General features: G+C 40.5%; 14 protein-coding genes. 12 read left to right on the top strand and 2 right to left on the bottom strand.

From position 1 onward, the window contains the following. Nucleotides 1–82 precede the first annotated feature (82 nt). The 8 genes from fmt to spoVM all read left to right on the top strand — a co-directional run bounded on the left by fmt (nt 83) and on the right by spoVM (nt 8,142). Nucleotides 83–1,024: a methionyl-tRNA formyltransferase gene (gene fmt / locus MKY45_RS15405; protein WP_175297071.1), complete on the top strand. Its 942-nt coding sequence runs from the start codon at nt 83–85 to the stop codon at nt 1,022–1,024. Between the two features lie 7 nt (nt 1,025–1,031). Next, entirely contained in the window at nt 1,032–2,378 is a 1,347-nt protein-coding gene (gene rsmB, locus MKY45_RS15400) for a 16S rRNA (cytosine(967)-C(5))-methyltransferase RsmB (protein WP_042535118.1), read from the top strand. Nucleotides 2,379–2,778: 400 nt separating this feature from the next. Beyond that, nucleotides 2,779–3,540: a Stp1/IreP family PP2C-type Ser/Thr phosphatase gene (locus MKY45_RS15395; RefSeq protein WP_341173084.1), complete on the top strand. Its 762-nt coding sequence runs from the start codon at nt 2,779–2,781 to the stop codon at nt 3,538–3,540. After that, nucleotides 3,537–5,750 (top strand): Stk1 family PASTA domain-containing Ser/Thr kinase, encoded by a 2,214-nt coding sequence (pknB, locus tag MKY45_RS15390; RefSeq protein WP_341173083.1) that lies wholly within the window; start codon nt 3,537–3,539, stop codon nt 5,748–5,750. The genes MKY45_RS15395 and pknB overlap by 4 nt, the downstream gene beginning before the upstream one ends. Continuing rightward, the gene (rsgA, locus tag MKY45_RS15385) at nt 5,751–6,632 is read left to right on the top strand and encodes a ribosome small subunit-dependent GTPase A (RefSeq protein WP_042535112.1); all 882 of its coding nucleotides are present in this window, start codon (nt 5,751–5,753) and stop codon (nt 6,630–6,632) included. It begins immediately after the preceding gene. Between the two features lie 2 nt (nt 6,633–6,634). Continuing rightward, nucleotides 6,635–7,291, top strand: coding sequence for a ribulose-phosphate 3-epimerase (gene rpe / locus MKY45_RS15380; protein WP_193063355.1), 657 nt, complete (start codon nt 6,635–6,637; stop codon nt 7,289–7,291). Then, nucleotides 7,288–7,935 carry a thiamine diphosphokinase gene (locus tag MKY45_RS15375; RefSeq protein ID WP_042535108.1) on the top strand — a complete coding sequence of 216 codons (648 nt, stop codon included), beginning with the start codon at nt 7,288–7,290 and terminating at the stop codon, nt 7,933–7,935. The genes rpe and MKY45_RS15375 overlap by 4 nt, the downstream gene beginning before the upstream one ends. A gap of 123 nt (nt 7,936–8,058) precedes the next feature. After that, nucleotides 8,059–8,142, top strand: coding sequence for a stage V sporulation protein SpoVM (spoVM, locus tag MKY45_RS15370; protein ID WP_042535106.1), 84 nt, complete (start codon nt 8,059–8,061; stop codon nt 8,140–8,142). 253 nt (nt 8,143–8,395) lie between these two features. Here spoVM and rpmB read toward each other — a convergent pair whose 3' ends face one another. Continuing rightward, nucleotides 8,396–8,584, bottom strand: coding sequence for a 50S ribosomal protein L28 (gene rpmB, locus MKY45_RS15365; protein ID WP_010649390.1), 189 nt, complete (start codon nt 8,582–8,584; stop codon nt 8,396–8,398). A gap of 388 nt (nt 8,585–8,972) precedes the next feature. Here rpmB and MKY45_RS15360 point away from each other — a divergent pair, with 388 nt between their 5' ends. Together MKY45_RS15360 and MKY45_RS15355 are read left to right on the top strand one after the other, a co-directional pair. Continuing rightward, nucleotides 8,973–9,335 (top strand): Asp23/Gls24 family envelope stress response protein, encoded by a 363-nt coding sequence (locus tag MKY45_RS15360; RefSeq protein ID WP_042535103.1) that lies wholly within the window; start codon nt 8,973–8,975, stop codon nt 9,333–9,335. A 19-nt stretch (nt 9,336–9,354) separates the two neighbouring features. Continuing rightward, nucleotides 9,355–11,013: a DAK2 domain-containing protein gene (locus MKY45_RS15355; RefSeq protein WP_042535101.1), complete on the top strand. Its 1,659-nt coding sequence runs from the start codon at nt 9,355–9,357 to the stop codon at nt 11,011–11,013. Nucleotides 11,014–11,069: 56 nt separating this feature from the next. Here MKY45_RS15355 and MKY45_RS15350 read toward each other — a convergent pair whose 3' ends face one another. After that, nucleotides 11,070–12,326, bottom strand: coding sequence for an NCS2 family permease (locus MKY45_RS15350; RefSeq protein ID WP_341173082.1), 1,257 nt, complete (start codon nt 12,324–12,326; stop codon nt 11,070–11,072). 236 nt (nt 12,327–12,562) lie between these two features. Between MKY45_RS15350 and sdaAB the strand changes: the two genes are divergently transcribed. Beyond that, nucleotides 12,563–13,225 (top strand): L-serine ammonia-lyase, iron-sulfur-dependent subunit beta, encoded by a 663-nt coding sequence (sdaAB, locus tag MKY45_RS15345; RefSeq protein WP_042535097.1) that lies wholly within the window; start codon nt 12,563–12,565, stop codon nt 13,223–13,225. Between the two features lie 15 nt (nt 13,226–13,240). After that, nucleotides 13,241–14,116, top strand: a complete 876-nt coding sequence (sdaAA, locus tag MKY45_RS15340; protein WP_341173081.1) for an L-serine ammonia-lyase, iron-sulfur-dependent, subunit alpha — start codon at nt 13,241–13,243, stop codon at nt 14,114–14,116. Nucleotides 14,117–14,225: the final 109 nt, after the last annotated feature.

The raw sequence follows: 14,225 nt of genomic DNA, 5'->3' as shown, positions 1-14,225 counted from the left end.
GCCCACGGAAAGCGTAGTGTTTTTCTGTAGCGGTAGCTATTAATTTCAATTTATATAACTGGAAGGAAATGAGGGAATAAATTTGAAACGAATCGTTTTTATGGGGACACCAGACTTTGCTGTCCCTGTTTTACAAAAAATTATCGAAAATAACTATGAAGTTGTGCTTGTTGTAACCCAGCCGGACCGGCCGAAAGGAAGAAAAAAAGTTATTACCCCGACTCCGGTCAAAGAAGAAGCCTTAAAACATGGCATAGAGGTATTTCAGCCTGAAAAGCTAAAGAATGACTTTCAAGCGCTGGCAGATGCAAAGCCGGACCTGATTATAACGGCAGCCTACGGGCAAATCCTGCCTAAGGAGGTGCTGGATATAGCACCATTTGGAGCAATAAACGTACATGCTTCCCTGCTTCCGGAACTGCGCGGCGGTGCGCCGATTCATTATTCCATTATACAAGGGAAGCAGAAGACAGGAGTAACCATCATGTATATGGCGGAAAAACTGGACGCGGGAGATATCCTGACGCAGGTAGAAGTAGAGATAGAAAACACCGATCATGTCGGAACATTGCATGATAAGCTGGCAGAAGCTGGCTCAGACTTGCTTATTCAAACCCTGCCTGATTTATTTGCTTCTAAAATAACACCTCAGAAGCAGGACGAAGCATTAGCAACCTTCGCATCAAACATTAAACGGGAACAAGAAAAGATTGACTGGAATAAACCCGCCGCAGAGATTTATAATCAAATAAGAGGGCTCCACCCTTGGCCTGTTGCATTTACTACCTATCAAGGCAAGGTAATGAAAATCTGGTGGGGAGAAGAAGCAGCAGAAAGCTCATCGTCCAAACCGGCGGGGGAAATTATCTCGAAGGACAGTTCTTCTTTTACAGTGCAGTGCGGACAGCAAACAAGTATAAAGATAACGGAGATTCAACCTGCCGGAAAGAAGCGCATGAACGTAAAAGATTATTTGCAGGCTTCTCAGGACAGGATTCAAATCGGCGTCATACTAGGAGAATAAAATAATTATGAAATATCAACTGAGACAAACCATGCTTGATGTTCTTATTCGGATTGAAAAAGATAAAGGATACAGCAATCTGCTGTTAAATCAGGAATTAAAGCAAAAAGGTTTAATTGAAAAAGATAAAAGATTACTTACAGAAGTAGTCTATGGCACTATACAAAATCAAATAACCATTGACTATTATCTAGCACCATTTATCAAAAATAAGAAAAAAATAGATGTATGGGTGAAACAGCTGTTAAGAATGTCTGTATACCAGATGGTGTATTTAGAAAAAATTCCGGATCATGCTGTGCTTCACGAATCCGTTGAAATTGCTAAGATACGCGGTCATAAGGGTATTGCTTCTTTCGTGAACGGAATATTGCGCAGTATGCAGCGGGACGGTCTGCCGGACCTATCCTTGATAAAGGATCCTGTGGAACGAATCTCAGTGGAGACAAGCCATCCGCTCTGGCTTGTTGAAAGATGGATAGAAATGTATGGCAAAGAACGAACCGAAGCAATGTGCCATGAAAATTTAAAGCATTTCCCTATGTCTATCCGGATTCAGCCTATGAAAACAAATCGTGAAACGGTTATAGAGCAGCTTGAAAGAGAAGGATTCATGGTATCAGCATCCCAATTTTCACCACAGGGTATTTTGATTGAAAAAGGAAATATCTTTAAAACAAATCTTTTGCAGGAGGGGTTCGTAACTATACAGGACCAAAGCTCCATGCTTGCGGCGGAGTCATTAAAATTAGAGCCAGGTATGAAAGTGTTGGATACATGCAGTGCGCCGGGGGGAAAGGTAACGCATATTGCAGAGAAAATGACAGATCAAGGAGATATTCACGCCTATGATCTGCATCAGAAAAAAGTGAAATTAATCGAAGAAAAAGCAGCTGTATTGAATTTACATTCGATATCTGCCCATCAAGGGGATGCCAGAAAACTGAATGAAAAGTATGAAGAAGCAAGCTTTGACCGGATTCTTATCGACGCTCCCTGTTCCGGCTTAGGCGTTATTAACGGCAAGCCTGAAATAAAATATGAAAAACAGGTGCAAGATATTGAACGTCTTGCAGCCATTCAGCTGGATATTGTCCAGGCTGCAGCAAAACTTTTAAAACCAGATGGGCTGCTTATTTACAGCACATGTACAGTTGACAAAGAAGAAAATAACCAAGTAATCCAGAAATTTTTAGAAAAAAATGATGGATTTAGTGTGGACCTCTCCTTTAGAGAGGACCTTTCCGAACAATTAAAACAAGCGCCAGGCTGGTCATCAGAAGGATTACAACTATTCCCCCAAGATTTTCAGACAGATGGATTTTTCCTGACAAGAATCAAACGGAATAGGTAAAGGATGTTTACTAGAGGAAAAAGTTTCATTTAACTTATAGAATGCATAGTTTTAATCTACGGAAGAATGTGCCATAATTATAAAGAAGTCTATACGGATATTTAAATAATGAAAAACGCATAATCCGGTTTTATCAAGGTGTTATTGACTGGGACTACGATTACTCGTCCCACTGAAGGACTTTTGTAAGATTCCCGATTCGAGAAGAGAGGATCGAAAATTCTAAGCGGGACTTCAGCAGTAAGTAACAGTCTGATTAGTTTAATTATCATTTCGTGGAGGAGAAAAGCCCCGCGAAATGAAGTTTCACTTTATCTTATTTGTGGACATTCATTTACGAAAAGTAATCAGTATTATTTGAGAAGGATATATATTTGGATTTGTAAAGGGGGAGTAGCTCTTGAAAGGACTTTTCTTAACGCATTGCGGACAAGTTCGCAATCATAATGAAGATGCAGGCGGTGTTTTTGAAAATAAAAGCAAGCAGCCAATTGCCATTATTGCTGATGGCATGGGAGGTCATCAAGCAGGTGATGTAGCAAGTATGCTGGCTGTTGATAATATTAAAAACAGATGGGAAGAAACCGAACAAGTTGAAAACACAGATGAGATTGAACAGTGGTTTCAACAAACAATTAAAGAAACAAATGAACAAATTTTTCAGAAATCGCAAGAAAACAAGCAGCTGGAAGGGATGGGGACAACCCTTGTGGCCGTAGTGATAATAGGAGATTCCCTTACGATTGCCCACATTGGGGACAGCCGCTTGTATATTGCCAGAGGCAGTCAGGTTGAACAGCTGACAGAGGATCATTCCTTTGTAAATGAGCTTGTAAAAAGAGGCGAGATTACAGAGGGGGATGCTGAGGTCCATCCTTATAAAAATTACATTATTCGTGCGCTGGGGACAGACGCCAAAGTTGATACAGATGTAAAGACGCTGACATGGCAGGCGGGAGACCGGCTGCTGCTATGTTCAGATGGTCTGTCAGATAAACTCAGTCAAACGGAATTAGCACAACATATTACGGCAGATAACGAGATGGATGAGATAGGTTGCCAACTTGTTGATTTAGCGAATCAGCGCGGTGGAGAAGATAATATATCGCTTATCTTGATAACACATGACGGTTCAGGCTCGGAGGCAGGTGAACCTGCATGAACACGGGACACTTACTAAATGACCGTTATCGAATCGAGAGAAAAATAGGCGGCGGCGGAATGGCTAATGTCTTTCTCGCCAGAGATACCATTCTTGAGCGTGATGTAGCTGTTAAAGCATTGCGTACCGACTATGTACACGACCAGGAGTTTATTGCCCGTTTTGACCGTGAAGCGCAATCTGCAAGCTCTCTCTCTCATCCGAATATTGTCAATATCTTCGACGTCGGTGAAGACGATCAGGTATTGTATATGATTATGGAATATGTAGAGGGGATGACTTTAAAGGAGTATATTCAGCAGTTTGGGCCAATAGAGGTTCCCCTAGCGCTGGATATCATGAAACAGATCGCTTCTGCTATTGCGCTGGCACATGAAAATGATATTATTCATCGTGATATCAAGCCTCAAAATATATTAATTGACCGTTTTGGCCAGGCGAAAGTGACAGATTTCGGGATTGCGATGGCTCTCAGCGCAACCGCATTGACGCAAACCAATTCTATCCTGGGTTCTGTTCATTACCTGTCACCAGAGCAGGCGCGCGGCGGAATGGCAACAAAAAAATCAGATATTTATTCATTAGGTATTGTATTGTTTGAATTATTGACTGGGAAATTGCCTTTTTCTGGGCAATCCCCAGTATCTATTGCATTAAAGCATTTGCAAAGCGATACACCGTCTGTGAAAGAAATCAACCCGGATATCCCGCAGAGTGTAGAGAATATTGTTTTGCAGGCAACAGCTAAAAATTCATTTTATCGTTATGAAGATGTCTATCAGTTTGAGGCAGCTCTTGAAACTGCATTGTCACCGGAAAAATTACATGAGGATCCTTTTACGATTCCGGATGAAGAAGGCGACGAGACAAAAGCGATTCCAATTATTACAGACGATGATTTGTCCGAGGATGATACAGAAGCAGGACGGACGATAGTTCATCAAGCGGATACAGAGCCGACAAAAAGCTACCCGGATGATGACAATAAAAAGAAAAAAGAAAAGAAGAAAAAGAAACCTGCCAGTAAAAAGAAAAAAATTATCTGGATATCGGTTCTATTATTATTACTTATCGGTATCGGAACTGCTGCGGTTGTGTATGCGATGCAGCCTCAAGATGTCACGATAGCCGATTATGTAAATGAACCGGCAGATGAAGCAAGAGAGGCACTGGAAAGTCAAAATCTTCTAGTTGAAATAGAAGAGGTTAATTCGGAGGAAATTGAGGCCGGATATGTGGAGAGAACCAATCCTGTTGCTGGAAGAACAATTAAAGAAGGGGCAGCAATCACTCTGTTTGTCAGCCAAGGGCCAGAACAAGTGGAATTTGGTGATTTTGTCGGAGAAGATTTTGAAGAGGTGGAAGCACAATTGAACCAAGAAGGTTTTGAAGATATTACACCTTTTGAAAGAAACTCTGACCAGCCTGTCGGCGAGATAATTTCGCAGGTGCAGCCGGATCCGGAATCATCTGTCGTTCCAGCAGATACGAAGGTTATTTTTGAAGTCAGTGCTGGACCAGAGATGGTGAGCCTTAATAACCTGACAGGAATGAGTGAAGAAGAAGCACAAGCTTATGTTGATCGTAATGAATTGGTTATGAATAAGCATGAAGAGCATTCAGATGATGTCGAAGAAGGGCTTGTTGTCAGACAATCTCCAGAATCAGGAACAGATATTGAAAAAGGTTCTACCGTTGATGTTTATTTCTCTTTAGGGCCGGAAGAGGAACCGCCGCGGTCTCATTCTGTTTCGTATATGGTTCCATATACGCTTAATAATGAAGAGGAATCAGCTGAAGAAGGCGGAGAAGAGAACGAAGGAAATCAAGAGGAAGACAACGAAGAAGAATCATCTGGTGACGGGAATAATGACGAAGAGCAAAACAGCGAATCAGATGAAGAGAATGCAGAGAACGAGGACACAAATAATGAAGATTCGAATAACGAAGATTCCAATAATGAAGAAGCAAATGCAGAGAATGAAGAAGAAACAGAACCGGCAGAACCAGAGGAGCAAACGGTGCGAATCTATATAGGTGACAGTAATAACGATATTTCAGATGTATATCGGGAAGAGACAATAACAGAAGATACCGAAGTGACGTTCACATTAACGATTGCGCCGGGAACGGATGCCGAGTATCGAATCACCAGAGATGACGAGGAAATTACGGAAAGGACTGTATCCTATGATGGAGAGGAAGAGTAGATGGCAGTAGGAAGAATTATTAAAGCATTAAGCGGCTTCTACTATGTACAGTCAAATGAAGGAGTTTATGCTTGCAGGGGCAGAGGGGTATTCCGGAATAAAAAAATAACCCCTCTAGTTGGCGATTTTGTGGAATTTGAAGTTCGTAATGAAGTGGAAGGCTACATTATGAAAGTAAGAGACAGGTCGAATGAGCTTATTCGGCCTCCTATTGCGAATATTGATCAAGTAGGAATTGTCAGTGCCGCAACTTCTCCGGACTTCAATCCGCTATTGCTGGACCGTTTTCTTGTCCTTGTAGAATCAAAGCATATTCAGCCTTTGATTCTTATTACAAAAATGGATTTAATAGCGCAAGCAGAAATCGATAGAATTAAGGAATATCAAACAGCCTATCAGGAGATCGGCTATGAAGTGAAGCTGTTATCATCCAAAGAGCCGGAATGGATTTCCGAAGTAATGCCCTATTTTAAAGATAAGGTGACCGTTTTTGCGGGGCAGTCCGGCGTCGGCAAATCATCGTTATTAAACACACTGGATCCAAATCTGTATTTGGAAACAGCTGAGATTTCAAAAAGTCTTGGAAGGGGAAAGCATACCACAAGGCATGTAGAGCTCCTGGCAATTGGAGAAGGGCTTGTGGCGGACACGCCTGGATTTAGTGCGTTAGAGTTTTCCGATTTAGAGCCGGAAGATTTGGGACCGTGTTTTCCTGAAATCAGACTTCATATGCCGGATTGTAAATTTCGGGGCTGTTTGCATGATAAAGAACCCAAATGTGCAGTGAAAGCAGCTGTTTCGGATGGAGCTATAGCTGACTTCAGATACGATCATTATTTACGTTTCCTAGAAGAAATTAAAACGAGAAAGCCGAGGTATTAATTATGACAAAAATAGCACCTTCTATTTTATCAGCTGATTTTGCCAAGCTTGGAGAAGAAATCAAAGAAGTGGAACAAGCCGGGGCAGATTATATTCATGTTGATGTCATGGATGGACATTTTGTTCCTAACATTACCATTGGTCCTTTAATCGCAGATGCGATTAAACCAATTACAAATTTGCCGTTAGATGTTCATTTAATGATAGAAAATCCAGATGCATATATACCGCAATTTGCTAAAAGTGCATCTATCATTACCGTCCATCAAGAAGCCTGTGTGCATCTGCACCGTACATTACAATTGATTCGCTCCCATGGTGTAAAGCCTGGCGTCGTTATTAACCCGGGCACTTCAGCCGAAGCCATTAAGCCGGTTTTAACGGAAGTGGATCTTGTTTTATTGATGACTGTGAATCCAGGCTTTGGGGGGCAGTCTTTCATTAAAGAAGTTGTCCCTAAGGTTGCCCAGATAGCCTCCTGGCGTGAAGAAATGGGCTTAAGCTTTGAAATAGAAATCGATGGCGGAGTAAATGAGGAAACTGCGCCTGTATGTACGGAAAATGGTGCAGATGTATTAGTCGCAGGAAGTGCTATTTTTAATCAGCGTGACCGAAAAGCAGCCATTGACGTGATTCGCAAGAGTGCAGAGAAACAATGACGCGTGTCGGCATTGTAGGTAATGGTCCGAAAGAACAGTTACCCAATCTGTTAACCTATCAAGAGGAAGTGGATTTTTGGATTGGCGCTGATCGCGGGGCACTTTATTTAGCAGAGCAGGGAATAACGATAGACATTGCACTTGGAGATTTTGATTCTGTCACTGAAAGCGAATATGCTATTATTGAAAAACATGCGGAGCTTTTTGATAAGCACCCGGTGATGAAGAATCAGACGGATTTAGAGATTGCTATCGAGACGGGAAAAAAGAAGGAAGCAAGTGAATTTTACTTGTTTGGAGCAACTGGGGGCAGGCTGGATCATGCATTAATGAATCTGCAGCTGCTTTACCCATTATTACAGCAAGGAAAGCGTGCGGTTATACTTGATAAGGGGAACCGTATTGAAATGCTGAAGCCGGGCAGCTATTCAGTGGAGGAGGAAGGATATTCTTATATTTCTTTTTTAGCATTTACACCTGTGGCTGCCGGATTAACATTGACCGGATTTGTATACCCATTAGAAAATAAAACGATACATTGGGGATCATCTTTATGCATATCTAATGAGCTTAGTCAAAAAAAAGGTACTTTTTCTTTCTCTAAAGGCATACTAATACTAGTAAAGAGTTATGATGCAGTTTAACTAATGATAAGTGTTCAACATTACGATAAAGGGGATTAAGAAGTTCGATACGTCATTTTTAGCGGACTTTTTGAACATCCTTTAGGAGCAAATAGGATAGTTAAACAGGGAGGGCCTTTATAAATGAAATTTTATACGATTAAGCTTCCTAAGTTTGTAGGCGGATTTGTAAAAGTGATTATTGGTGTATTTAAAAAAGAAAAGTAATAGTAAACGAGCTTTTGTCATTAACGGCAAAAGCTTATTTTTTAGAGGAATTTAGAGAAATTCGTTTAGTTGAAAGAGATAATTTAAGAAAAAAAAGTAAAGCTGAAAATAATTTCTTTGTGGAGAAAAACCTGAAACTGATAACCATGATATGTATTTATTACTTCTCCAATGATAGTAAAATTTTTTTAGACACAAAAAAACACCATGTAAAAAATGGTGTTTTTAAGGCATATGCACATATTTTCGTATATTATACACGTTCTACTTTGCCTGATTTTAATGCACGAGCAGATACATATACTTTCTTCGGTTTTCCATCTACCATAATACGTACTTTTTGTACATTTGCTTTCCAATTACGCTTGTTGGAATTCATAGCGTGAGAACGTTGGTTACCACTACGTGTTTGGCGTCCAGTTACAACACATTTTCTAGCCATGTCATTCCCTCCTTACATTCCAAAATCAGTATACCACTAACTTAATTTATCATAACTTCCCCGATATTGCAATTGAATCTTTTTTATTCGTTAAAGTCTGTGTGCTTTTTGAACATCCTGTGAAAGAAAAATTGCTTGACAGATGAATGAAAATCATCCATTGTAATAATGGAGTTTTTCTTCTGCATAGAATAGAAGGCAATGGTTGAGTGGACAGGTTTTCGAATTCTCGCAGGCTCTCTTTTAAAATGGCAGAGCGTATAGTATAATTTTAACCATATATGGTGGAAAAACGAATGATTAAATGGAAGTGGGCAACGATAACTCGTCCCCTTCAGTTTGTTTGGACAGCGATTAAACATATTTTGTAATAAAAGGAGCTGTAGTTATGTCAATAGAGTTGCATACAAACGATGGACTCGTTACGATAACAACAGATGTTATTGCAACAATAGCTGGTGGAACAGCTGTTGAATGCTATGGAATTGTAGGAATGGCATCGAAAAGCCAAATTAAAGATAATATTTCAGAAATACTGCGCAAAGAGAATTATTCAAAAGGAATTGTCGTGCGTCAAGAAGACGGGAAGCTACATATTGACTTGTATATTATTGTAAGTTATGGTACAAAAATTTCTGAAGTGGCACATAATGTGCAATCACAGGTAAAATATACACTTAGTCAATCCTTAGGTTTAGAAATTGATTCGGTAAATATATTTATTCAAGGTGTCCGAGTAGAAAAGGAATAGAGCAGAAGGAGGAGAAGATGTGGCAGTTGAGAAAATAGATGCAGCGTTATTATCACAGATGGTGCTGACCGGAGCTTACCATCTTTCAAATAATGCACAAAAAATTGACGCATTAAACGTTTTCCCTGTTCCTGACGGGGATACTGGAACAAATATGAACTTAACAATCACTTCTGGAGCAAATGAAGTGAAGAAACTGGAAACAGACAAGGTTTATGAAGTTACAAGTGCCTTTTCGAAGGGATTATTAATGGGAGCCAGAGGGAATTCTGGTGTGATTTTATCCCAGATCTTCCGCGGCTTTGCGAAAGCATGTGAAGGAAAAAAAGAGCTTTATGTAAAAGATTTTGCTGAAGCCTTTGAAGGGGCTGTCCATGCAGCGTATAAGGCGGTTATGAAGCCTGTAGAGGGAACTATTCTTACCGTAGCAAAAGATACCGGAAATAAAGCAATGGAAATTTCCGATAATAATTTGGACATCATTGCATTCATGGAAGAAATTTTAAAAGAAGCAAAAGCATCGTTAAAACGTACTCCTGATCTATTGCCTGTTTTAAAGGAAGTAGGGGTCGTGGACTCGGGCGGTCAAGGTCTGGTGACAATTTATGAAGGCTTTCTTGCTGCGCTAAAGGGTGAAGAACTGCCGGAAGAATCTGATGCTGCTGGTAAAATGGACGAAATGATCAATGCCGAACATCATAAAGTAACTCAGGATTTCATGAATACTGAGGATATTGTATATGGATATTGTACAGAGTTTATGGTGAAATTAGAAGATGAAAAATTAAAAGATCATCCTTTTGATGAAACGACTTTCCGCAATGAATTAAGTGAATGGGGAGATTCCCTCCTTGTTGTTGCGGATGATGAAATTGTAAAAGTGCACGTACATGCTGAAGCTCCAGGCACGTGCTTAAATCTGGCCCAGCAGTATGGCAGCTTGATTAATCTGAAAATCGAAAACATGCGGGAACAGCACACAGCAATTGTCGGAGATAAAAAAGAAGCGCCAAAAGAAAAATCCGCTTATGGCATTGTGACTGTAGCAATGGGAAATGGATTAAAGGAACTGTTTGAAAACTTAGGGGCTGCCGTAGTCATTGAAGGCGGACAGACAATGAACCCGAGCACGAAGGATATTACCGATGCAATTGAAAAAGCAAATGCAAAGAAAATCATTATCCTTCCTAATAATAAAAATATCCAAATGGCAGCGGAGCAGGCGGCAGAATTAGCCGGCGACCATGTTAGAGTGGTTCCGACTAAAACGATACCACAAGGCATCAGTGCTATGCTGTCATTCCATCCCGAATCATCTTTGGATGAAAATAAATCTGTGATGGAAGAGGCAGGAAAGCAAGTACGGAGCGGGCAAATCACTTATGCAGTAAGGGATACCCAAATTGATGGCATCGATATTGCTAAAGGGCATTTTATGGGGATTGATGAAGGAAAGATTGTAACAACACATAAGGAAAAACAAGAAACGGCTCAAGATCTGATTGATAAAATGATTTCGGAGGACAGTGAAATCTTAACGATTCTTTCAGGAGAAGATGTATCTGAAGAAGAAGTCGAAGCATTAGAAGCTTATGTGGAAGAAAAGTATGATGAAATCGAAGTTGAAGTTCATCGCGGAGAACAGCCTATCTATTCTTATATTTTCTCGGTTGAGTAAAAAAAATAAAGAAGCGTCCACTCTGATATTGTAATCAGGCTGGACGCTTCTTTTATTTATATACCAACGATCTTTAAAACAAACTCGATAAAAAACAAAGTGGATATGAGCAGCAGCGGCTTAGATATTTCATTTCTCTTTCCGAGAGCCAGTTGCACTATAGGATAGGCAATAAAACCAAATGCCATTCCATCACCAATACTATAGGTGAATGGAATCATCACTATAATGAGCAGTGCCGGGATACATTCGGAAAATTGATTCCATGGCAAATATTTCATGTTTTGAACCATTAAGAATCCAACAATAATTAGAATCGGGCTCATTGCTGTTGCAGGAATAATGGAAATCCATGGAATAAATACCACCGTAGCCAAAAATAAGAAACCAGCAGTTATCGCTGCTCTGCCAGTCTTTCCTCCTGATGCTATCACAGCTGCATTTTCAGCGCTTGAGATTGTAGGCGATGTCCCAAATATACCAGAAAGAAACGAAGATGTTGCGGTAATCCGATAAGATTTCTGAAAAGATTCAGGTGATTTCAGCATATCTAATTGGCTGGATAGTGTACCCATGTTTTCAAAATTCAAAATTAAAGTCAATGTAAATACAGATAGCCAAAAAGAGATGTCGCCAATTGCTGTAAATGAAGGAATAAATAGTAATTCATCCAAGTTAAAGCTTACAGATGAAACGCCATTTGTCGGAACATTGAATGCCATAGCAATGAAAGTACCAACAATCATGGTGATTAAAAAATTAGCTGGAACCCCTTTTACAAACAGGTAGATAGCAACAAATAATGTAATCAGTCCTGCAATCACAGTTGGCGAAGTAAAATCACCGATTGTAATGACAGTTTGTTCTCCGCTTGTAACAATTCCGCTATTTTCAACACCGATCAGAATTAAGAAAAACCCTAATCCGATTGTTATCCCGTGCTGCAGGGAGTCCGGTATAGCCTCTTTTAAGATGGTGCTGAGCTTTGTAAAGGCGGTAACCATAAATAATAGTCCTGCTAAACAGACAACAGCTAAACCTTCATGGAAACTAAAGCCATTATTTCCAATAATTGAAAATGCAAATAACGCATTAATCCCCATACCAGGAATTAAGATGAGAGGAAGTTTTCCGAAAAACCCCATCATGACAGTGCCGGCAAAACTCGCTAAAATGGTTGCTATCATCCCGTTTTCTAATGAAAGCCCTGCTTCACTTAGGATGCTCCCATTTACAACGACGATATATACCGTTGTCAGATAACCGATAACACCAGCAACAATGTCTTTTCTTAACGTATTTTTTTGTTGCATAGGAAACCTCAATATATTATTATCCCTCTCCCGCCCAATAAAGAATGAAATCTTTATCCACAATTGAATATTATAAGAAGATGTTCAGAAAGTCAATATTCCCAGGATTTAGCCTAGATCACTGTAAGAGATTCGAACGCATGGTTGCTTTTTTATGAATAAATTGTGAATGAAACTCGTATTTTTGTTATAATAGTAGTGGAAAGCTAAAACAATTACAGGGCGGTGTTATTTTTATGAAATATAATTCCGTATTCGATATTATCGGTCCGGTTATGGTAGGACCCTCCAGTTCACATACGGCAGGAGCAGCACGTATTGGAAAAGCGGCCCGGAACCTATTTGGAAGACAGCCCGCCTGGGCAAAAATACATCTTTATGAATCATTCGCTAAAACCTATCGGGGACACGGAACAGATTTTGCGCTTGTCGGCGGCCTTTTAGGTATGGAAACCAATGACCCGCAAATTAGTAAATCTTTGCAGCTGGCGAAAGAACAAGGATTAGAGATTGAGTTTATTGAGGATAGTGCAGCAGTAGACCATCCGAATACAGTCCGTATGATTATCGGCGATGACAAAGAACAGCAAGAGCTGATGGGAATATCTATTGGCGGAGGGAAAGTGGAGATTACAGAATTGAACGGCTTTGAGCTCCGTTTATCCGGGAATCATCCCGCTATTCTAATTATGCATAATGACCGTTTTGGCGCGATTGCATCGGTAACGAGAATTCTGGCAAAATATGAATTGAATATTGGACATATGGAAGTAAATCGAAAAGACGTTGGCAAAGAGGCGCTGATGGTTATTGAGGTGGATCAGAATATAGAAGATTCTATATTACAGGAGCTGCAGGCTGCTGACCACATTATCTCTATTGCAAAGATTGTAAGTTAAAAAGGGGGAATTGCGATGTTTCGAACGGTTGCAGAGTTAGTGGAAATGGCAAAAACAGAAAACATCCCCATATCAGAAGTAATGATACGACAAGAAATGGATGTAAAAGAAAAAACGAGAGATGAAGTTTTTGCAGAGATGGAAAAAAATCTTGTCGTTATGGAAAATGCGATCGAGGATGCACTGAAAGGGGTCCAATCCGTAACAGGACTTACTGGCGGAGATGCTGTGAAAGTGCAAAAATATATGAAAGAAAAAACCCCGCTGTCCGGTAATTTAATGATGGACGCGGTCAGTAAAGCAATGGGAACAAATGAAGTAAATGCAGCCATGGGAATCATTTGTGCCACCCCGACTGCCGGGAGCGCTGGTTGTGTGCCCGGCACATTATTTGCGGTGAAAGAACAATTGAATCCGAGGAGAGAAGAAATGGTGCGGTATTTATTCACTTCCGGAGCATTCGGCTTCGTGGTGGCAAACAATGCGTTTATTTCTGGTGCAGCAGGCGGGTGTCAAGCGGAAGTCGGGTCGGCAGGAGCAATGGCCTCTGCCGCTATCGTTGAAATGGCGGGAGGTACACCAGAGCAGTCCGCTCATGCTTTTGCAATGACATTAAAAAACATGCTTGGCTTGGTATGTGATCCGGTAGCTGGTTTAGTAGAAGTTCCATGTGTGAAGAGAAATGCCGGAGGATCCTCTCTTGCTATTGTATCTGCAGACTTAGCTTTAGCGGGTGTAGAAAGCCGTATTCCATGTGATGAAGTCATTGGAGCAATGTATCGAATCGGAAAACAAATGCCTTCTTCTTTACGTGAAACAGGGGAAGGCGGCTTGGCTGATACACCAACGGGGCGATTCCTAAAAGAAAAAATCTTTGGGGTATCTGTCTAACAGAAGAAAAGATAAGAAATAGCAATAGCTCCTGCATTTTTTAGTATAGTATAATTTTTAGTATGGATTTAATAGTATTCAGGAATAGCCGCGGCCAGCTCCGAGCGTC

The sequence above is a fragment of the Oceanobacillus sp. FSL K6-0251 genome (assembly GCF_038004725.1).
In the GTDB taxonomy this organism is placed as follows: Bacteria; Bacillota; Bacilli; order Bacillales; family Amphibacillaceae; genus Oceanobacillus; species Oceanobacillus oncorhynchi.
Note: the sequence above shows the minus strand (reverse complement) of the source record. Positions and strands in the feature narration are given on the sequence as shown.